This is a genomic window from Kitasatospora sp. NPDC096147 (assembly GCF_044763225.1).
GTDB lineage: Bacteria > Actinomycetota > Actinomycetes > Streptomycetales > Streptomycetaceae > Kitasatospora.
Genome location: NZ_JBIWFX010000001.1, coordinates 77,956 through 96,774, shown reverse-complemented (window position 1 = coordinate 96,774; position 18,819 = coordinate 77,956). Strand labels below are relative to the sequence as shown.

The 18,819-nt window shown below is 73.8% G+C and carries 18 protein-coding genes; 8 read left to right on the top strand and 10 right to left on the bottom strand.

Annotated features, from left to right (window positions below; translation table 11 throughout):
- The first annotated feature begins 62 nt into the window (after positions 1-62).
- The 3 genes from abc-f (at position 63) to ACIRBX_RS00450 (ending at position 2,827) form a co-directional block, all read left to right on the top strand.
- Positions 63-1,802: a ribosomal protection-like ABC-F family protein gene (abc-f, locus tag ACIRBX_RS00460; protein WP_402292851.1), complete on the top strand. Its 1,740-nt coding sequence runs from the start codon at positions 63-65 to the stop codon at positions 1,800-1,802.
- A gap of 207 nt (positions 1,803-2,009) precedes the next feature.
- Positions 2,010-2,546, top strand: a complete 537-nt coding sequence (locus tag ACIRBX_RS00455) for an RNA polymerase sigma factor (protein WP_402292850.1) — start codon at positions 2,010-2,012, stop codon at positions 2,544-2,546.
- Positions 2,543-2,827 (top strand): hypothetical protein, encoded by a 285-nt coding sequence (locus tag ACIRBX_RS00450; protein ID WP_402292849.1) that lies wholly within the window; start codon positions 2,543-2,545, stop codon positions 2,825-2,827. The genes ACIRBX_RS00455 and ACIRBX_RS00450 overlap by 4 nt, the downstream gene beginning before the upstream one ends.
- Before the next feature lie 23 nt (positions 2,828-2,850).
- Here ACIRBX_RS00450 and ACIRBX_RS00445 read toward each other — a convergent pair whose 3' ends face one another.
- The 4 genes from ACIRBX_RS00445 to ACIRBX_RS00430 all read right to left on the bottom strand — a co-directional run bounded on the left by ACIRBX_RS00445 (position 2,851) and on the right by ACIRBX_RS00430 (position 7,062).
- Positions 2,851-3,372, bottom strand: a complete 522-nt coding sequence (locus ACIRBX_RS00445) for a GNAT family N-acetyltransferase (protein WP_402292848.1) — start codon at positions 3,370-3,372, stop codon at positions 2,851-2,853.
- 373 nt (positions 3,373-3,745) lie between these two features.
- Positions 3,746-5,125: a CHAP domain-containing protein gene (locus ACIRBX_RS00440; protein WP_402292847.1), complete on the bottom strand. Its 1,380-nt coding sequence runs from the start codon at positions 5,123-5,125 to the stop codon at positions 3,746-3,748.
- A gap of 846 nt (positions 5,126-5,971) precedes the next feature.
- On the bottom strand, positions 5,972-6,289 hold the full coding sequence (locus ACIRBX_RS00435; protein ID WP_402292846.1) for a hypothetical protein: 318 nt from the start codon (positions 6,287-6,289) through the stop codon (positions 5,972-5,974).
- Positions 6,290-6,585: 296 nt separating this feature from the next.
- On the bottom strand, positions 6,586-7,062 hold the full coding sequence (locus tag ACIRBX_RS00430) for a YfbM family protein (RefSeq protein WP_402292845.1): 477 nt from the start codon (positions 7,060-7,062) through the stop codon (positions 6,586-6,588).
- Between the two features lie 267 nt (positions 7,063-7,329).
- Between ACIRBX_RS00430 and ACIRBX_RS00425 the strand changes: the two genes are divergently transcribed.
- Positions 7,330-8,478, top strand: a complete 1,149-nt coding sequence (locus tag ACIRBX_RS00425; protein WP_402292844.1) for a DUF3103 family protein — start codon at positions 7,330-7,332, stop codon at positions 8,476-8,478.
- 57 nt (positions 8,479-8,535) lie between these two features.
- Here the strand turns inward: ACIRBX_RS00425 and ACIRBX_RS00420 are convergent, their stop codons facing one another.
- The 5 genes from ACIRBX_RS00420 to ACIRBX_RS00400 form a co-directional block, all read right to left on the bottom strand.
- The gene (locus ACIRBX_RS00420; RefSeq protein ID WP_402292843.1) at positions 8,536-9,468 is read right to left on the bottom strand and encodes an aminoglycoside phosphotransferase family protein; all 933 of its coding nucleotides are present in this window, start codon (positions 9,466-9,468) and stop codon (positions 8,536-8,538) included.
- Between the two features lie 183 nt (positions 9,469-9,651).
- A complete protein-coding gene (locus ACIRBX_RS00415) occupies positions 9,652-10,872 on the bottom strand; it encodes a cytochrome P450 (protein ID WP_402293867.1) in 1,221 nt (406 codons plus the stop codon).
- Between the two features lie 60 nt (positions 10,873-10,932).
- Positions 10,933-11,157 (bottom strand): ferredoxin, encoded by a 225-nt coding sequence (locus ACIRBX_RS00410; RefSeq protein ID WP_402292842.1) that lies wholly within the window; start codon positions 11,155-11,157, stop codon positions 10,933-10,935.
- A gap of 238 nt (positions 11,158-11,395) precedes the next feature.
- Positions 11,396-11,839 carry a hypothetical protein gene (locus ACIRBX_RS00405; protein ID WP_402292841.1) on the bottom strand — a complete coding sequence of 148 codons (444 nt, stop codon included), beginning with the start codon at positions 11,837-11,839 and terminating at the stop codon, positions 11,396-11,398.
- Positions 11,840-11,869: 30 nt separating this feature from the next.
- Positions 11,870-12,811, bottom strand: coding sequence for a LysR family transcriptional regulator (locus tag ACIRBX_RS00400; protein ID WP_402292840.1), 942 nt, complete (start codon positions 12,809-12,811; stop codon positions 11,870-11,872).
- Positions 12,812-12,953: 142 nt separating this feature from the next.
- Between ACIRBX_RS00400 and ACIRBX_RS00395 the strand changes: the two genes are divergently transcribed.
- The 4 genes from ACIRBX_RS00395 (at position 12,954) to ACIRBX_RS00380 (ending at position 17,460) form a co-directional block, all read left to right on the top strand.
- Positions 12,954-14,378: an MFS transporter gene (locus ACIRBX_RS00395; RefSeq protein ID WP_402292839.1), complete on the top strand. Its 1,425-nt coding sequence runs from the start codon at positions 12,954-12,956 to the stop codon at positions 14,376-14,378.
- 77 nt (positions 14,379-14,455) lie between these two features.
- Entirely contained in the window at positions 14,456-15,547 is a 1,092-nt protein-coding gene (locus ACIRBX_RS00390) for a VWA domain-containing protein (protein ID WP_402292838.1), read from the top strand.
- Positions 15,548-15,735: 188 nt separating this feature from the next.
- On the top strand, positions 15,736-16,017 hold the full coding sequence (locus ACIRBX_RS00385) for a hypothetical protein (protein ID WP_402292837.1): 282 nt from the start codon (positions 15,736-15,738) through the stop codon (positions 16,015-16,017).
- 72 nt (positions 16,018-16,089) lie between these two features.
- Positions 16,090-17,460 carry a VWA domain-containing protein gene (locus tag ACIRBX_RS00380; protein ID WP_402292836.1) on the top strand — a complete coding sequence of 457 codons (1,371 nt, stop codon included), beginning with the start codon at positions 16,090-16,092 and terminating at the stop codon, positions 17,458-17,460.
- Positions 17,461-17,499: 39 nt separating this feature from the next.
- Here ACIRBX_RS00380 and ACIRBX_RS00375 read toward each other — a convergent pair whose 3' ends face one another.
- Positions 17,500-18,750 (bottom strand): hypothetical protein, encoded by a 1,251-nt coding sequence (locus ACIRBX_RS00375; protein ID WP_402292835.1) that lies wholly within the window; start codon positions 18,748-18,750, stop codon positions 17,500-17,502.
- Positions 18,751-18,819 lie beyond the last annotated feature (69 nt).

Sequence of the window (18,819 nt, the reverse complement as noted above, 5' to 3'; positions counted from 1 at the left end):
GCACGGCACATCCGCCGTCACTCCAGCCCGTCGACCCTTCGCACGCCCAGAGGAAATCCCCCATGCGCGCTCGCGCCCGCTCCGTCCTGCCTGCTGCCACCGCTCCGACGCAGCTGTCCGTACGGGACGTCACCAAGTCCTACGGCACCCGGACCGTCCTCGACCAGGTCTCCTTCACCGTCCGCCCGGGCGAGAAGGCGGCCGTGGTCGGGGAGAACGGCTCCGGCAAGTCCACCCTGCTGCGGCTGCTCGCCGCCGTCGAACCGCCCGACGCAGGAGAGGTCACCGTCCTCTTTCCCGGCGGCATCGGGCACCTGACCCAGACCCTCGACCTCGATCCGCGCCGCACCGTGCAGGACGCCGTCGACCTCGCGTTGGCGGAGCTGCGCGCCATGGAGCGCGAGCTGGGTGCGGCCGAGGCGTCCCTCGCGGACGCCGACGAGGCCGAACTCGCCGCCTACGGCGAGCTGTTGATCCGCTACCAGGAGCGCGGCGGCTACCTGGCGGACGCCCGGGTGGACGCCGCGCTGGACGGGCTCGGGCTGGCCGGGATCACCCGGGAGCGGTCGCTCGGTTCGCTCTCCGGCGGTGAGAGGTCCCGGCTGGCGCTGGCCTGCGTGTTGGCGGCTGCCCCCGAGCTCCTGCTGCTGGACGAGCCGACCAACCACCTCGACGCGGCGGCCGTGCGCTGGCTGGAGGAGCACCTGCGGGCCCACCGGGGGACGGTGGTCGCAGTCACCCACGACCGGGGCTTCCTGGAGCGGATCGCCACCACCATCCTGGAGGTCGACCGTGACGAGCGCACCGTCCGCCGGTACGGCGACGGCTGGACGGGCTACCGCACCGCGAAGGCCGCCGCCCGACGCGGGGCGGAGCAGCGCTACGCGGAGTGGGCGGAGGAAGTCGCGGGCACGGAGCGGCTGGTGGCGGCGGCGGGCGACCGGCTGGCCCGGACCGGGCCGGATCCGAAGCAGGGCTTCGGCAAGCACCGGCGCTCCAGCGAGTCGAAGCTCGGTGGGCAGGTGCGCGCGGCCCGGGAGCGGTTGGCCTGGCTGCGGCGGCACCCGGTGGTGCGCCCGCCCGAGCCGCTGCGGTTCGTGGCGACGCCGGCGGTGGCCGAGCGGCCGGGGAGCCCGGTGGTCGAGGGGGAAAAGGCTCCGCTGGTCGAGCTGCATGGCCTGGTGGTGGGTCAACGGCTCTACCTGGAAGGGGAGTTGGTGATCCGGTCGGGGGAGCGGCTCCTGGTCACCGGTGAGAACGGTGCAGGCAAGAGCACCCTGCTGCGGGTGCTGGCCGGGGAGGTCGAACCGGACGCGGGCAGCGTCCGCCGTACGGCCCGGACGGGCTACCTGGCGCAGGAGCTACCGGTCCGCTCCAGCGGCCTGCCGCTGCTCGCCGCCTTCGCCGCCGACCGGCCCGGGCATCCCGAGGAGCACGCGCAGTTGCTGCTGTCGCTCGGCCTGTTCCGCGAGGCCGACCTGCACGTGCCGGTCGCCGCGCTCTCCGCTGGCCAGCGGCGGCGCCTCCAGTTGGCGACCCTGGTCACCCGGCCCGCAGAACTGCTGATCCTCGACGAGCCGACCAACCACCTCGCCCTCGACCTGGTCGAGGACCTGCTGGCCGCCATCGACGCGTACCCGGGGGCGGTGGTCGCGGTCTCCCACGACCGGGGCTTCCGGGAGCGCTTCGGGGGCGAGCGCCTGGAGCTCCGGGACGGTCGGCGGGCGGTGCCGGGGACGGCATCGGGGGGTGGGCGAGGAGCAGTGGGGAGCCGACCGGGAAAGTTCTCGTCCGGAGGGTGAATCCTTCGGTCCGCCGCGACCTCTTATGGTCGAGCGGTCGACGGGGCCGCCGTAGCGGAGGAGGTCCGGTGACCGGAGTCGTGGTGGGTGCGGTGGTGTTGGCGGTGCTGGTGTGCACCTGTGTGGTGGTGCTGCGGGCAGCGAAGCGGAAGGGTCGGCGTGGTTAGGGCAGGAGGCGCCGGGGCGTGGCCGGCGGACCGGTTGGTGGTGGCCGCGCAGGAAGGTGACGAGGCGTCGATCGCCGTCCTGGTGGCCGGTGCCTATCCGCACGTGCGGCGGTTCGCGTTCTCGCTCTGCGCCAGCAGCCAGGACGCGGAGGACGCCGCGCAGGACGCGATGATCGTGCTGTTCCGCAAGGTGGGTACCTTGCGGGCCAGCGCGGCGCTCGCCTCGTGGATGTTCCGGATCGTGCGCAACGAGTGCCTTCGGCGGGCCCGCCACCTGGTGCACGTGGACGGCCCGGGCGTCGAGGTGCTCGCTCCCTCGGCGGAGGAGGACGCCCTGGCCGGACTGGAGGTGGAGCGGGTGGCGGCTGCCGTCGCGGCGCTGCCCGACGACCAGCGCCGGGTGCTGATCATGCGTGACGTGCGCGGCCTGCCGGGCCGGACCGTTGCGGACGCGCTCGGGCTGAGCACGCCGGCCATGAAGTCCCGGCTGCACCGCGCCCGCGCCACGCTGCGGGCCGCGCTGGAGAACGCCCCGCCGGCCGGTGGGCCGGATGCGGCGGGAGGCGAGGCGAGGTGAGGGGAGACGAGGTGACGGCGGACTCGCCTTCGTACGCCAGCCGTTCGGTGTCCGTGCACCTGGTGCGCGGGGTGATCGGCTTCGGCTCGCTGGTGGCGGCGTTCGCGCTGCTGGGGGTGCTTGGGTGGCCGAGCCTGCTGCTGCTCCCGGTCGGGGTGGTCGCCCTGCGCGGGTGCCCGGCCTGCTGGGTGCTGGGGCTGGTGCAGACCGTCTCGCGCGGGCGGCTCGAACGTCGGTGTGAGGAGGGTGGTGCCTGCCGGTTGGAGCGGGCGGTGGAGTGACCGTGAGGGGTGGGCGGGGGCGGTCAGGTGGTGGGGAGGGCGTACCGCTGCTTGGTGGTGGCGCGTCCGCCGAGGCGGTCGTAGAAGCGGATCGCGTCGGTGTTCCACGGCGGGGTCTGCCACTGGACCTGGGCGAGGCCGAGGGTGCGGGCCTCCGCCAGGACGGCGTCCATCAGCCGGGCGCCCAGCCCGTGGCCCCGGTGGCCGTCGCGGAGGAAGAGGCAGTCGAGGTGGAGGTACTCGGCGCCGTCCCAGGTGGAGAGCTCGGGGGAGCAGGTGGCGTACCCGATCGGGCCGAGGTCGGTGCCGGGGGCGTCGTCGAGGGCGGTGGCGCTCGGGGTGCCGGGGACGGCGACGAAGCAGCGGAGGCGGGGTGACGGTCCGTCGAAGAGCAGGACGGCCAGCCGGTCGGCGAGGTCGGACGGCGGAGCGGCGGCCCGTTCGTAGGCGGCGTGCTCGGTGGCGAGTTCGGCGATCCGGGGGAGGTCGTCGGGGCGGGCCCGGCGGACGTGCGGGGCGATCGACGGGGTGCCGGCGGTGGTCATCGGGGCTCCTGGCGGTGGGATGCGGCGGGGTGGCTCGGCAGTGCTCCGATCATGACGCGGGGGCAGCGGGCCGGGCCAGGAGCGTGACCGCCACCGGACCTCCGGATTCCGCCAGGCATGGTGGCAGACACCAGAGTCTGCAATCCGGGGTAAGCCCATGACAGGGCCCGTGGGACGTCGGCGTCCCACTTGTCCAGGGCGTCCCGCTGGCCGAGGCTCTGGTCGGAGATGGGCATGGTGAAGTCGGGGTGCAGCGGCACGTCGGTCGGCTCCCGGGCGAACGCCGAGCCGACCCTCGACCCGACAGGGCCTGGGGTGGGTACGGGTCCGGCCGCCCGGTGGGTGTCGGGCGGCCGGGTGGGTTGGGTGGGGGTCAGAGGTTGTACCAGCCGGCCCAGGTGGAGTTGCCGTAGTTGGCGTCCTGGCTGTGGGTGAGGCCGTCGGTGGTGTGGGCGTAGAGGTGGACGCTCTGGCCGTCGCTGAGGGCGTCGAGTTGGTCGATGAGGCTGCCGGATTGGGTGCTCCAGCCGTTCCAGTTGCCGGGGGCGTTGCCGTCGGCGGTGCGGAAGAGGCCGTCGTTGGTGCCGGCGTAGAGGTGCACTGTGCTGCCGGTGGTGGCGGCGGTCAGTGTCTTGACGCCGCTGCCGTCGATGTTGGACCAGCCGCTCCATCCTCCGGAGGGGTAGTTGCCGTCGTTCTCGTGCAGCAGACCGTCGTTGGTCAGGGCGAACAGCCGGACCGTGTTGCCCACGGCGACGCTCGCCAGCTGCTTGACGTTTCCGCCGGTCAGGTCGTACCAGTTGGTGGTGAAGGTGTCGCTGGTGGGGTCGAGGTCGGCGCTGCGCGGGGTGCCGTCCTTGAGGACGGCGTAGAGACGGATCTTGCCGGCCACTGTGATTGCGTCCAGGCCGGCGACCTGGCTGCCCGGGAGGGTGTGCCAGCCGCCCCAGCTGTTGGTGCCGTAGTCGCCGATCGTCTCCCGCAGTGTGCCGTCCTGCATGACCGCGAACAGGTGGACGCGGTTGCCCTCGGCTGCGGACGCGAGCGAGGCGACCTGGCTCCCGTCGAGTGACTTCCATCCCTCCCAACCACCAGCGGGGTAGTGGCCGTCGTTGATTCGCACCCCACCCGCCGCTGTCACCTGGAACACGTGTCCCACCCCGTTGATCATCACCGACGTCACCTGACCCGCCTGCACAGGCGCACCCGACGGCGGAGTGTCGTCGCGGCCGCCCTTCGGCGAGGCGTAACCGCTGACCGTCTTGCTGCCGTACATGCCGTTCCTGATCAGGCCCTTGGTGACGTAGCCGCCGGTCTGGTTGCCGCCGATGGTGCCGATGCTGCCGTCCGCGTTGATCTCGGAGACGAGGGCGACGTGCTGGGCCCAGCCGTTGCCGTCGTAGTTGAAGACGACGGCGTCACCGACGTGAGGAGTGCTGGAGAGGCCGCCGCGGTACGTCGCGAAGCTACCCGCAGCGGCGGTGAGACCGGAGACGTCGACACCGTCCTGGGCCCAGACCCACTTCGCGAAGTCGGCGCACCAGTCCTCGTGTGCGCTGTTGTAGTAGCCGTAGGTTCCGGCGCTGTTCAGGCCGGAGCCGCTGTTGCCGAGGTTCGCGGCGGCGATCTGGATGATGCTGCTGCCCACGGACGCGGAGGCCGTGCCGGTGCCGAAGGCGAACGAGAGCGGGAGGGCGGCGGTGGCAGCGGCCAGGCCGATGCGGGCGAGCTTGGAAAGACGGGCAGAAGGCATGACGACGTCCCCCTCAGGGCGGTTGAGTTGGCCGGTGTGGCGGCCGCGGTCTCGGCGACCCGGCCGGGCACTACTCTCGCCGCCGCCCACCCACGCCCGGAAGGCCATCGGGTTGGCCCGAACCGGCCGTGGACGAATTGGGCCGCCCGGCGCGATCCGGGGCCAGGCGGGCAGGTCCAGGGGTGCGGCTGCCCGAAGGTGGGCGGTCGGCCCTCGGTGCAGGCGCGGCGGGCAACGACCACGCGGCGCCGCCGGCCCGGGTGCGGGCCGCCGAAGCGGCTGTTCGAAGGCGCACACCAGGACCCCTCCCTGACGGATCGTCAGGGAGGGGCGGGCCAGGGCAGGGGCCGCCAGGCTCGCCAGCAGGCGCCGTACCCGGCGCTCCTCGCGCCACTCCAGGGCTTCCTGGTCGGTGGTGCAGCCCGCGAGCAGTTCGGCGAAGGTGGCGCGAGGAGCGCCGGGTACGGCGCCTGGTGCTGAGCGACCATCGACGGATGAGTACGGATGAGGGTCGGAAGCTGACGCGGTCGTGCAGACGTGTTCCGCATACCCGTCGCAGTGGGATGCCTGGACGGCGGACGGCCAGTACCTGCATCTGCGATAGCGGCATGGCGAGGGCTGCGTAGAGCGGCATCCCGGCCCTGAGGATGACGCCGACACGCCGGAGTCTTGGAACGAGGGTCGCTCCGGGCTCCTGATCGAATGGGACGACGGCAGCGGCAGCAGTGTCATCAGCCTTGATGACGTCCCTGCGGCAGCGGGCTTGGTGCTGCCGTCAGGCCGGACACCGCGTGAGTGAGGGTCTGAACCGTGTCCGACTTCCCGTTCACGGTCACCTCGTCGTTGTCAGCCCCGCTCATGGCCTGCCAGGAGAGCACCGCCGAAGTCTCGATCATGCTCTCCGACTGGAGGCCGGTCGGGGCGCTCAAGGGATTTCCGGGCCTCCACGGCCTCCACCGTGAACGACACAGCCCGCTCCGGGGCGATCGGCGCGGTACCGAACAGGGTGTCGGTCAGAAGCACGTCGGCACGCTCAGCCAGGGTGAAGGTGCGCATCAGGCGGAGGGCGTGGCCGTTGTCCACCACGCTCTGACCGGTCGCGCCACCCTCGGCGGTGTCAGGGGCCCGCACAGCGGCGGCCGGCGCGGTCCGGTGGTAGGCCACCGCACCCACGATCTTGGCGGAGGGGACGACGGTGAAGCCGTGAAGACATGATGGTTGCCCGGCGGAGTGCGTCCCCGTTGTCGGCCGCCTCGTTGATCCGGGTCAGGCCCGGGGTGGTGAGCAGGAGTGGCGCCCGCAGCCGTCGGACGGCGTCACGGGCGCGTCATTCGTGCTGGTCATGCTGATGACCATTCATTCCCCAGGAGGTCGGGGTGCCGGCTACCCCGTTCAGGGGTTGTGGCGGAGGCCGGTGTGCACGCCGGGGCGGTGCGGGTGGACGAGGGGGTGACGGCCGGTCAGGCGGTCCAGAACAGGACCGCCTGTCGGTAGCGGGCGGCGGTGCGGAGGAAGCGGGCGAGGTCCTGGTAGGCGCCGACGGCGGAGTCCAGGGCGCCGTCCCGTTCCCAGAAGCCGATCGGGTAGACCTCGGCGGCGGTGAGCTCCGCTCCGCTGAGTCCTTCGGCGAGGGTGTCCGCGCTGATGCCGTCCAATGCCCCCACCACGCAGCGGACCTGGTCGGGTGTCAGGTAGCGCGGCGGGCCGTAGCCGAGCCCCGGGACGCCCGGGAGCTCCGCGCCGCCGTCCACCAGGTCGACGGGGAAGCCGTGGCGGCGGAGCAGGAAGGCTATGGCGTCCCAGTACGGGCCGACCTCGTGCAGCCGGTCGCCGGTGGCCGCCAGGTGGCCGGTCAACTCCTCGGCCACGTCGGGGTCGGCGAGGGCGCGGCCGAGGTCGGTGGGGGCGAGGCGGGCGTAGTGTCCGTTGATGCTCATGGCCGGATGCTAGGCGTTGGCACCGTCGGCCGACCGGTGGTCTACGCGCGTTCATGTGTTCCGGGCCAGGCGTTCGCCGTAGCGGGGGTTGATGCGGCGTCAGGTTGGCCCTTCACTTGTCATGGCGCTGCCGGTCTTGGTGGTACCCATCGGTCACACCGTGCCGTCGTCCGTGCTGTTCGCTCCACTGCTCCACCGCTCCACCGCTCCACCGCTCCACCGCTCCACCGCTCCGACGCCCTCACCCGACGAGTCTGGAGAACCCGTATGCCCCGCAGTCACCCCCGCCTGCGCCGTGCCGCCGTCGCCCTCGCGACCCTGCCGCTGCTCGCGCTCGGCGCCGGTCAGGCCCTGGCCGCCCCGGCCCCGCACCCTGCCACCGGCACCACCGGCCAGGCCCCGGCCTCCCGGGTCGCGGTGCTGGAGGACGAGGTGGCCCGTACGCTGGCCATCGCCCTTGCCGACCCCGCCCTGCGGGAGCGGCTGCGCGGTGTGGCCGAGGCGCCCGCCGCCCTCGCTCCGCTGGCCGCCGCCGTCCCCGGCGCGGCAGCCGCACGGCTGGCCGGGACCACGGCCCGGGCCGACCGGGACATCGCCGCCGCCAAGGGCCTCGGCGCCGATCTCGGCCCGCTGCTGCGGGTCCAGTTGGCCGATGCCTCGATGAGCGGGGCTCTGGCGGCGGGCGCCGCGCCGCTGGTGGCGACCGCCGCCACCTCCGACCGGGCCCGCACCCTGCGGGCGTACGACGGCACCGGCCGGGTGCACGAGCTCGCCACGGCGACCGTGCCGCGCCGTCCCGTGTACCTGGTGGACCTCGACTCGGCCAAGGCGCTGACGGCCGGGATCGCCGTGCTGCAGCGGGAGTTGACGGCGCGCGGGGTCAGCCCGGCGGCGGGTGCGCAGGCCGGTGGGCAGGCCGCTGCGGCGGGGTGGTGGGGCACGAAGATCACCTCGGTGCGGGTGAACGACGACGAGGAGCCCTGGTTCAAGGGCGCGGCGGAGATGTTCGCCCTGGTGAGCGGATTCGGTCAGGACGGCAAGGTCCGGGTCGACTCCGTGGCCATGCCGTACCTCCAGTACGACGGCACCACCTACTACCCGAACCAGATCCTGGTGAACTGGTCGAGCTACAAGTACAACCTCGCCGACGTGGTCCTGATGGAGGACGACGGGGACACCAACTACCTCGCGCTGGCCCAGGCGGTGGCCGCCGTCCTGCTCACCATCGCGGACCAGGGCGCCTACATCCCCCTGGTGAACGCCGTCCTGGCCGCCCTCCCCGAGTCCTGGTGGGTGGACGACCCGGACTACGTGGAGTCCTGGTACACCCTGGCCCGGACCAGCTCCGGCCGGCTGAACGGGGCCCGTGGCAACGGGTGGATGACGGTCGAGCCGTACTTCGTCTCGCAGCTCTGACCCGTGGCCGACGGCCCCGCCCGGTGGGGGCGGGGCCGTCGGCGTGCGGCGCGGAGGTCAGCGCCAGCGCAGCACGCGGTCGAGGGCGGCGAGGCCGATCGGGCCCCAGTGCGGCTTGCCGCCGGGCAGGCCCCGGTCGCCGGCCCGGCCCATGGACAGCAGGAACAGGCTCTTGAGCACCGCCAGCCCCCGGGCCCGGCGCACGGTCGCCGAGTCGGCCAGGTCGTACGGGGCGCACCCGGCGTACCGGGCGAGGCAGCGGGTGGCGCCGTCGGCGGGGAGCAGGAGCCAGGCGGCGGCGAGGTCGGAGGCCGGGTCTCCGGCGAACAGGGCGCCGAAGTCGACGATGCCCGTCAGGGTGCCGTCCGTGACCAGGACGTTCGCGGGGTGCAGGTCGCCGTGCACCCAGACCGGCGGGCGGTCCCAGGCCGGGGCCGCGACCGCGTCGGCCCAGACCGCCCGGATCGGGTCGGTGAGGTCGGCAGGCGGGGCGGCCTCGCGGAGGAAGTGCTCGAAGGCCGGGGCGCAGTCGGCCGGGTGGGCGCCGAAGCCTCCCTCGCCCGGTGGTGCGTCGGTGGGTGCCTCCCGGTGCAGGGCCAGCAGGAAGTCCGCGAGGGTGTCGGCCGCATGGTCGGTGCGGGTGATCCCGCCGTGGTCCAGCGGGGTGCCGTCGATCCAGGTCACCACGGTCCAGAGCTTGGGGAAGCGGTCGGACGGCGCTCCGTCGCGGAGCGGGACGGGGATCGGCAGCGGCAGCTGCGGGGCGAGCCGGGGCAGCCAGTGGCGCTCCTTGAGCTGGGGTGCGGGGCTGGTGTCCATCCGCTGGACGCGCAGCGCCAACTCGCCGCCGAGACGCCACATCTGGTTGCCCCAGCCGCCCGCCACCTCGTGCAGCGGAAGCTCGGCCAGATCGGGGTGCTGGTCGCGCAGCAGCTCGCGGAGCAGGGCCTCGGTGGCGTCGGTGTGAACGTCCGGGGTGGGTGCGGTCATGGGGGTGCACTGTACTCGAAGGAGTGTGCGGCGAGCGGCCCGAACCCGGCGGTGCCGGGGCTGGTGACGGTGCGTCAGGATGGCGCCGGACAGGGGGCGGGGCGTCCGGCCGCGCCCGGGCCCGTCGTGGTGGCGGGGCCGGGCGCGGCCGGAGGGCCGGGCAGTGGCTCGGGCGGTGGGCGCTCACCAGGTGACGGGCAGCTCCTGGAGGCCGTGGATGGCGGAGGAGTCGCGGTACTTCAGCTCCTCGAAGGGCACGGCCAGCCGGAGGGTGGGCAGGCGGCGCAGCAGGGTGGAGAGGGCGATCCGGAGCTCGAAGCGGGCCAACGGCTGGCCCAGGCACTGGTGGACGCCGAAGCCGAAGGCGAGGTGGCGGCGGGCCTCCCTGGTGAGGTCGAGGGTGTCCGGATCGGCGAACAGCTCCTCGTCCCGGTTCGCGGTGGAGAGCATCAGGATCACGCCCTCACCGGCCCGGATCCGGGTGCCGCCGATCTCGATGTCCTCCAGGGCGACCCGGGGCAGGCCGTGCTGGATGATGGTCAGGTAGCGGAGCAGCTCCTCCACCGCGCCGTTGGTCAACTCGGGCTCCCGGCGCCAGAGTTCGGCCTGCTCCGGATGGCGGAGCAGGGCCAGGGTGCCGAGGGCGGTCATGTTGGCGGTGGTCTCGTGGCCGGCCACCAGCAGGAGCAGGCCCATCGCGGCGGCCTCGTCCAGGGTGACCTCGTCGCGGGCGACCAGGCGGCTCAGCAGGCCGCCGTCGGGCTCGCGCTGCTTCGACTCGGCGAGGCCGGTCAGGTAGTCGGTCAGCGACTGGACCGCACCCGACACCTCCTCGACGTCCGAGGTGAGGTCGAGCAGCTTGCGGCTCTGCTGCTGGAAGAAGTCGTGGTCCTCGTAGGGCACGCCGAGCAGCAGGCAGATCACCAGGGAGGGCACCGGGAGCGCGAAGGCGGTGACCAGGTCGGCCGGTCCGCCGCCGGCGATCATCCGGTCCAGCGTCTCGTCCACGATCCGCTGGATCTCCGGGCGCATCGCCTCGACCCGCTTGATGATGAAGTCGCCCGTGAGCAGGCGGCGTTGGCGGGCGTGCTCGGGGTCGTCCAGGCGGATGAAGCTGGGGGTCGTGCGGTTGGTCAGTTCGCGCCGGCCGGGGGAGAGGAACGGGAAGCCGGGATGGCGGGCGTCGGCGCTGAAGCGCTTGTCGGCGAAGGCGGCGCGGACCTCCTGGTAGCCGGTCAGCAGGTGGCAGGTGGTGCCGTCCCAGAGGCGGGCCTCGGTGACCGGGGCGACGCGGTCGGCCTCGCGGTAGGCGGGCAGCGGGTCGAAGGGGCAGCGGCCGGTGGCGGCCGGCAGCTCGGTGGGGGCGGGGCGGGCGTGGCTCTGCTGCGGGGCGGGGGTGTCGATGCTCACGGGGCAGCGTTCCTTCCGGCATCCGGCGGGGGTGGAGCGGTGGTCTGTGCGGGGCTAGGCGGTGGTCGGCGCGGGCTGGTCGGGCTGGTCGGGCAGGGTGATGGCACCGCCCGGGCAGAGGGCGGTGGCGAGCCGCACGGCCGCGTGGTCGGCGGGGCCCGGGGTGGGGTCGAGCAGGCGGACCAGGCCGTCGTCCTCGCTCTGGTCGAAGACGGCGGGGGCGGTCAGCACGCACTGGCCGGAGCCGCAGCACCGGTCCTGATCAACGGTCACCTTCATGGCGGCACCTCGGTCCGTCTCGTGAATCGGTTTCCCTAGGCAACCAAATCACCCTAGCTCAGGACGCATCGCATACGACGGTCCTGTGCGCATCACACCGGAAATGGCGTGAAACCGTCCCCGGACGGCTCCTGAGGCACCGTCACTCCCCGGCCCTGGGATGCCTGGGACCGATCCCTAGCCCGCTGGGCCCGTGAAGAGCAGCCCGCTCGGTCGGCCCGGGCCGGTCCGGGAGCGGTCAGCCGAGGGTGGTGGCGTTCGCCCGAAGGTGTGCGAGGAGGGCGGGTACGTCGTTGCCGGGGTCGCCGTTGTGGGTGAAGGCGGTCAGGCTCTGGAGGGCGGCGCGGGCGAGGCCGCCGTTGCCCGCCGGGGTGTCGGGGGTGGCCCGGGCCCAGCTCTCCAGCAGGTAGCCCCACTGGATCAGCAGCCGGGAGGAGACGCCCTCCTCCAGCGTGGCGAGGGCGCCCTCCCGTTCGGCGGGTGGCCGGTCGGCCAGACCCAGGCGCTCGGACAGCAGCAGTTCCAGGGCCTGGGCGCAGTAGCGGGCGACCAGGCGGGCGAGCATCGGCTCGCCGGGGCCGGTGCGGGCCAGGGTGGTGAGTGCGCGGTCGTCCTGCTTCCAGGCCGCCTCCAGGGCGTTGACGGCCCGGAGCATCTGATCGGGGGTCATGTCGGGGTGCATGGGCGCACCGTAGCGGGCGGGCCGGGAGTCTCAGGTGCGGCGGGTCCAGCCCGGGGTCCAGGTCCCCGGCGCGTCGTGGCCCGCCGCTCCGGCCCCGGTGGTGAGGTGGGCCCGGAGGGCGGCCAGGGCGGGGTGGGCGTTGTCGCGGTGCCAGAGGAGGGAGTGGGGGTAGACCGGGGTCGGGTCGGTGACCGGGATGCGGCGCAGGTCGTGGCCGGCCGGCCAGATCAGCCGGGTGTGGTCGCCCATGAAGGTGGCCAGGGCCGGGGTGTCCGCGATGGTGTCCAGCAGGGCGTCCGAGCCGAAGTTGGGACCGGTCGCCTCGATGGTGAGGCCGAACTCGGCGGTGAGCTCGGCGTAGTAGGCCGCCCACTCGCTGCCGGGCAGCAGGCCGGGCATCCAGATCCGGTGGCCGGTCAGCTCGGCGAGGGTGACCGAGCGGGCCCGGGCCAGTGGGTGGCCGGGGCCGGTGAGCAGGTACAGCGGTTCGTCGAGCACCCGGAGCGAGAGCAGGTCCGGCGGCAGCGGCCGGCCCGGCATCGTCACCGCGCGGAACGAGCCGTCGAGCGCCCCGGAGCGGATCGCCTCGACGGCCTCCTCGATGCCGAGCAGCATCAGCACGTCCAACTCGGTGTCCGGATGGGCGGCGTGGAAGCCGCGCATCAGCCCCGAGCCCGCGCCGCGTGAGTTCAGCACGTCGATCCGCAGAGCCCGTCGGCCGGGGCGGACGGAGGCCAGGGCGCGGTCGGCGGTGCGCAGCAGCTCGCGGGCGTGCGGGAGGAAGGCCCGCCCGTCGATGGTCAGCGCCGCGCCGCGCGGCGTGCGGGTGAACAGCCGCACGCCGAGGCTCCGCTCCAGGGCGGCGATCCGTTTGGAGACCGCCTGCTGGGTGAGCGTCAGCTCGGTGGCGGCCTCCTGGAACCGTCCGGTGTCGGCGGCGGAGACGAAGGTGCGGACGGTGTCGAGGTCCATGCTCGGAGACTGTACGGCAACAACTGGTGGTTGTGGCTGAGGGCGAGACCGTTGTTTGACCTCCGAGGATCCGGTGAGTTCTGATGCCGCAGGTCGCCTGATGGTTGTGCGGAGTGGAGCGGGCTGGGGGTGCTGAGGGCTGATGGGGCGTCGGTTCGGGTGGTTCTGGGGCGGGTACGGGGTGAGTGCGCTGGGCACCTGGCTGGCCTTCGGCGCGTTCCCGCTGATCGCGGTGCAGGTGCTGCACGCCGGGCCGGCCCAGGTGGCGCTGCTCTCGGCCACGGCGACCCTGGTCGGCGCCGCGGCGGCGGTGCCGCTCGGGGCGTGGGTGGAGCACCGGCGCAGGCGGCCGGTGCTGGTCGCGGCGGACCTGGTGCGGTGCGCCGCCCTGCTGACCGTGCCGCTGGGGTACGCGCTCGGCGTGCTCCGGCTGTGGTGGCTGGCACCCGTCGCGGCACTGGTCGCGGCGGCCGACATCACCTTCCGCGCCGCCTCGGGCGCGTACCTGCGGGACCTGCTTCCGACGGATCGGCTGCTGCGCGCCAACGCCCGGCTGGAGGCCACCGGTTGGACCGCCACGGCGGTCGGGCCGCCGCTCGGCGGCGCGCTGGTCGCCCTGCTGGGGCCGGTCGCGACGGTGGCTGCCGACGCGGTCAGCTACCTGCTCTCGGCGTCGGCGCTGGTGCTGGTTGCGCCGTGCGGGCTGACGGGTCGTCGGCGGTCGGGTCGTCGGCAGTCGGGGCGTGGGTGGGCGGGGCGTCGGTGGATGGGCCGGGGGCGGGGCGGTGTGGCGGACCGAGCGGCCGTGGTCGGACCAGCCGGCATCGCTTCGGCCAGCGCCTCGGCCACGGTGACGGCTCCTGGCCCGGGAGCGGCTCCGGTGCCGGCGCCGGTGTCGGGGTGGGCTCCGCTCGCCGAGCTGTTCGAGGGGTGGCGGCTGCTGCGGGCCGACCCGGTGCTGTGGAGGCTGCTGCTGCACACCGCCCTCTTCAACGGTCTGGTGACCGCCACCGAGCCGCTGCTCGCCGTGCTGATGCTCGGTCAGCTCGGCTTCGCCGGCTGGCAGTACGGCCTCGCCTTCGCGCTGCCCGCGCTCGGCGGCCTGCTCGGGGCCCGGCTGGCCCGGCCGCTGGCCGCCCGGTACGGCGAGCGGAGGGTGCTGCTGGTGTCCGGGACGCTGCGCGCACTCTGGCCGCTCGGCCTGGTGCTGGTCGGCCCGGGCACCGGTGGGCTGCTGGTGGTGCTGGTCGTCGAGGCCGGGTTGATCCTGTGCTGCGCCGTGTTCAACCCGCTGTCCGCCACCTGGCGGCTGCGCCGTACCGACCCCGGCCACACCACCCGGGTGCTGGCCGCCTGGTCGGTCACCACCCGGACCGCCACCGCCGTCCTGACGGCCGGCTGGGGCGTGCTGGGCAGTCTGTTCGGCCCCCGCGCGGCGCTCGGTGCCGGGGGAGTGCTGCTGCTGGCGGTGCCCCTGCTGCTGCCTTTCGGAAAACCGGTGCGCGGAATTCTCCGGAGGCTTCCCCGGGCCGTCCGGCGGGCCCTTTCTGTCAGTGGTCGGCCGTAAGGTGGAACCAACGCTGAAGGGAGCGCCGGAAAGGCGCCCAAGCGGAATTCCGGATATCTGCGCATCGGGGGAGAGACATGTCCGTCAACAGGATCAAGCACAAGGTCAACCACGTCTCGCTGGTGGTCGACAAGTCCGGCTCGATGCGGCAGCACGAGGCCCAACTGATCCGCGTGGTGGACGAGTTCGTGAAGGGCCTGCAGGAGGAGTCCGACCGGCTCGGGCACGAGACGCGGATCAGCCTCTACGCATTCGACCACGAGGTGCACAATCTGGTCTGGGACATGGACGTGAAGCACCTCCCGTCCCTCCAGGGCCTTTACCGGGTGGACAACGGCGCCACCGCCCTGATCGAGGCGGCGGTGAAATCCGTCGACGACCTGAAGAACATCTGGGAGGGATACGGCGAGCACTCCTTCCTCCAGGTGGTCGTCACCGACGGCGAGGAGAACGCCTCCGGATTCACCGAGATCGGCTCGATGCACGTCCACCTGCCCGCCGGTAGGGGCGCCTCGGTGCTGCGCTCCTGGACCGAGCGGATCCACGGCGCGATGGCCGCACTGCCGGAGCACTGGACCTCGGCCATCCTGGTGCCCAACTCGCTGGCCAAGCGCACCGCCCAGGAGTACGGCTTCCCGGCGGGGAACATCGCGATCTGGGACGCCGACTCCACCGAGGGCGTCGAGGAGGCGATCGGCACCGTCAAGTCGGCCGCCACCAGCTTCCTGCGCGGCCGGGAGAAGGGCGTGCGCGGCACCAAGAACCTGTTCGCGATGGGCCAGGACCTCCAGGCCGACGAGGTGAACGCCACCCTGGACGCCCTCGACCCGGGCGCGTACATCCTCGTCCCGGTCGACGAGCAGCTGCCGATCCGTCAGTTCGTCACCACCGCCGGCCACCCCTACCGGACCGGCTGCGCCTACTACGAGCTCTCCAAGCGGGAGAAGATCCAGGCCGGCAAGCAGCTCGCCGTCGCCGAGAAGGACCCGGCCACCGGCCGGATGACCGGCCGGGTGTACTCCGGCCCCGCCGCGCGCCGGCTGCTCGGCCTGCCCGCCGCCGAGACCACGGTGAAGCCGGGGGACAACCCGAACTTCACCGTCTTCGTCCAGTCCACCTCGGTGAACCGCAAGCTGGTGCCCGGCACCAAGCTGCTCGTGATGCGGTAGGCGCCGTCCGGCGCGGGCGGCTGGGTGGACGGCGGCGGTGGCAGCTTCGGGTCGGGTGACCGAGCGGCGAGGTGGCGGGATCCGGCCAATGCGGGCGCCACTCACGTCCCACCCGGTGACATCGCGCCCCAGGAGTGCCTGAATGAGTGCGCTCGTCCGCACCGGAAGACCACCGAAGGGACACACTCGTGAAGCCGCTCCGCCACCTGCTGACCGCGACCGCCACCGGCGCCTTCCTGCTGGCCGCCGCCCTACCCGCCGCAGCCACCACCACGGCGACCTTCTCCGGCACCTCCGGCGGCAGGGCCAACTCCGGGCAGGCCGTGCAGTCCGCCTACGTCGCGGCGTACAACTCGGCTGCCGTGGCGGGCTATCCGCGCAGCCGGTGCACGGCCGGCGGGGTCAGCTGGGTCTCCGGGAACGCGGTGGACGGCTGGGCCGCCGGGGTCACCGTGGTCTGCACCGCCTGACCGGTCCGGGCGAGGGTGGGCGCGTGCTGCGCCCACCCTTGTCAGCGGGCGGTGGTGCGCCACACTGGGGCGATGAGCGCGAGATCGCTGACCAAGGGTGCCAACCTGCCGATCGGGCCCACCACCGTCCGGGCCGAACTCCGCTGGACGGCGGGCCCCGGGGTGCCGGCGGTCGAGGTCTCCGCGCTGCTGCTCGCGGCTGCCGACCGGGTCCGGGGCGAGGCCGACGAGGTCTGCTACGACCGGCCCCGGCACCCGTCCGGTGCCGTCCACCACCGGGGGCGGACCGGCCCCGGCGGCGAGCGGATCGAGCTCGAACTCCCGTCGGTGGAACCGGAGGTGCAGCGGATCATGATCACCGCCTGTACCCGGGGCGGTGCCTTCGGCCGGGTGCCGGGCCTCACCCTGCTGCTGACGGACACCGCGACGGGCGCCGGGATCGCCCGCTTCGAGATGACCGCCGACCGCGAAACGGCCTTGGTGGCAGGGGAGTTCTACCGCCGGGGCGGCGGCTGGAAGTTCCGCGCCGTGGCGCAGGGCTACACCGAGGGCCCGGCCGGGCTGGCCGCCGCCTACGGCACCACCGTCCGGGCCGCCCCGCTGCCGGTCCCACCGCCGGCGCCGACCCCGACCCTGGTCCTGACCCGCCCTCAGGCACCGCCGCCCCCCGTCCGGGCGCCGCGTACGCTGCCGGGGGAGGAGCGGCTGCCGGTGGACCTGCGCAAGCGGCTGAACCTGCGCAAGGAACAGGTCGCGGTCAGCCTGCGCAAGCACGGGGCCCAGGACCTGACGGCCCGGGTGCTGCTGGTGCTGGACGCCTCCGGCTCGATGACCCGGCTCTACGCCCGGGGCGTGGTGGGCGAGGTGGTCGAGCGGATGGCCGCCGTGGCCGCCCAGTTGGACGACGACGGCACCATGCAGGCGTGGACCTTCGCCACCGCCCCGGCCCGGCTGCCGGACCTGACGATCGGTGAACTGCCGCAGTGGATCGGGCTGCACGTCCGGGTCGGCGAGATGAGCCTGTTCCGTCGGCGGCGGCTGCCGCTGCCCGACGGGCGGGTGGACATGAAGGCGGTCGGCATCCAGAACGAGGAGCAGAAGGTGATCGCCGAGGTCCGCGCCCACGTCCGGCGTCACCCGCTGCCGGTGCCGACCCTGGTGCTGTTCTTCTCCGACGGCGGGGTCTACCGCAACGAGGCGATCGAACGGGAGCTGCGCGCGGCCGTCGAGGAGCCGGTGTTCTGGCAGTTCGTCGGTCTGGGCCGGGGGGACTACGGCGTCCTGGAGCACTTCGACCGCCTCCCGGGCCGCCGGGTCGACAACGTCGGCTTCTTCGCGGTGGACGACATCGCCACCCTGCCGGACGCCGAGCTCTACGACCGCCTGCTCTCCGAGTTCCCCCGCTGGATCACCGCCGCCCGCCGGGCCGGCATCCTCCGCTGACGGGCCCGACGGGTCGTCAGGGACGCTCGGGCGGCGGGCTCAGGAGAGGGTGAAGCCCGTCTCCCGGACGATCGGGGTCATCGGGACGTACAGGACCTGCCAGTAGCAGGTGGTCGGGGTGGCGGTGGAGCGGGGTGGGCAGGGGACCGTGGTGGCGGAGCCGCCGGCCACCACGACGCCCCGGGCCTCCATGTCCTGCTCCGGTCCGTAGGGGTTGGCCAGCACCGGGCCGCCGCTGTCGCCCTTGGCGACGATCGCCCGGTGGTCCCCGCCCCGGGACTCCGCCACGTCCACCGGCCGGATGACGGCGCCGTCCGCGCCCTTCGCCCGGACGTCCACCGCCGTCACCCGGACGTCGCAGATCCAGCCGGTCTGCGCGCCGCTCAGGCAGACCAGGTCGCCGACGTTGTTGCGCCCCGGCCCGTAGACCCGGCGCGAGCTGCCCCGGCCGTCCGCCCAGCCGCCGTCGTAGACCCGGCCGGAGCCCTCGCCGTTCACGCCGATCAGGCCGATGTCGAAGGCCTGGTGGGCGGCGATCCGGTCGCCGACGTAGCGGTCGGAGCCGTTGTAGTACCGGCCCGGGCCGCAGTGGGCGGCGGTGAGGACCACCCGGGCCGAGCCCTTCCACCCGGTGAAGGCCGTCGAGCAGAACGCCGCCTTGTCGGTGCGCACCTGCGCGCCCGCGTAGTAGGGGGAGTCGTCGCCCCCGCGGCTGCCGGCCAGCGGGAGGGCGGGGCCGCCGGGGCGGAGGGTGACCGGTAGGCCCGCGACGGCGGAGGCCCGCTCGGCGGACCGGTCTCCGGGGCCGGCCGGGGGTCCGGTGACGGTGATGCCGCTGCCGTCCTCGTTCGGCCCAACCGAGGACCAGGAGTCCGGGGCCGCGGCGGCGGTGAAGCGGTCGACCGCCGCCGTCATCTCGGCCCGGGAGTACGGACCGCTCCGGAGGTCGACGGCCAGGCCGGGCGGGGTCAGCCGCTGCACCAACTCCCGGATCTCACCGGGTACGTCGCCCTTCCAGTAGACCCGGGCCCGGCCCTCGGCGGCATCGATCACGGTGCCCGCGTAGCCGCCGCTGCCGGGCAGCCCGGATTCGGCCCAGTCCTGCACCGCGTCGGTGACGGTGTGCAGGTGACGCTGGGTCAGCGGCTCGGCGGTCGACACCAGGGACTCGCCGGTCACCCCCAGGGCCGGGTCACCGCCGCTGCCCGGGGGCTCGGCGGCAGCCGCACCGACGGCCGCCGCCGCAGCGGCGGTCAGAGCCAGGGCGAGCGTGACGCGGGCAGCGCGCATGGCGTGGTCCCTCCGGGCGTCCGGCTGTCGGCACCGGCACCGGGGGCCGGTGCCCGGGTCGGTGCCGGC

Excerpts from the sequence above, each read along its gene's own strand:
- abc-f (WP_402292851.1), top strand. The coding sequence starts at position 63 with ATGCGCGCTCGCGCCCGCTCCGTCCTGCCTGCTGCCACCGCTCCGACG.
- ACIRBX_RS00445 (WP_402292848.1), bottom strand. The coding sequence starts at position 3,372 with ATGACCACCGCCGGCACCCCGTCGATCGCCCCGCACGTCCGCCGGGCC.
- ACIRBX_RS00440 (WP_402292847.1), bottom strand. The coding sequence starts at position 5,125 with ATGCCTTCTGCCCGTCTTTCCAAGCTCGCCCGCATCGGCCTGGCCGCT.
- ACIRBX_RS00430 (WP_402292845.1), bottom strand. The coding sequence starts at position 7,062 with ATGAGCATCAACGGACACTACGCCCGCCTCGCCCCCACCGACCTCGGC.
- ACIRBX_RS00425 (WP_402292844.1), top strand. The coding sequence starts at position 7,330 with ATGCCCCGCAGTCACCCCCGCCTGCGCCGTGCCGCCGTCGCCCTCGCG.
- ACIRBX_RS00420 (WP_402292843.1), bottom strand. The coding sequence starts at position 9,468 with ATGACCGCACCCACCCCGGACGTTCACACCGACGCCACCGAGGCCCTG.
- ACIRBX_RS00410 (WP_402292842.1), bottom strand. The coding sequence starts at position 11,157 with ATGAAGGTGACCGTTGATCAGGACCGGTGCTGCGGCTCCGGCCAGTGC.
- ACIRBX_RS00405 (WP_402292841.1), bottom strand. The coding sequence starts at position 11,839 with ATGCACCCCGACATGACCCCCGATCAGATGCTCCGGGCCGTCAACGCC.
- ACIRBX_RS00400 (WP_402292840.1), bottom strand. The coding sequence starts at position 12,811 with ATGGACCTCGACACCGTCCGCACCTTCGTCTCCGCCGCCGACACCGGA.
- ACIRBX_RS00395 (WP_402292839.1), top strand. The coding sequence starts at position 12,954 with ATGGGGCGTCGGTTCGGGTGGTTCTGGGGCGGGTACGGGGTGAGTGCG.
- ACIRBX_RS00390 (WP_402292838.1), top strand. The coding sequence starts at position 14,456 with ATGTCCGTCAACAGGATCAAGCACAAGGTCAACCACGTCTCGCTGGTG.
- ACIRBX_RS00380 (WP_402292836.1), top strand. The coding sequence starts at position 16,090 with ATGAGCGCGAGATCGCTGACCAAGGGTGCCAACCTGCCGATCGGGCCC.
- ACIRBX_RS00375 (WP_402292835.1), bottom strand. The coding sequence starts at position 18,750 with ATGCGCGCTGCCCGCGTCACGCTCGCCCTGGCTCTGACCGCCGCTGCG.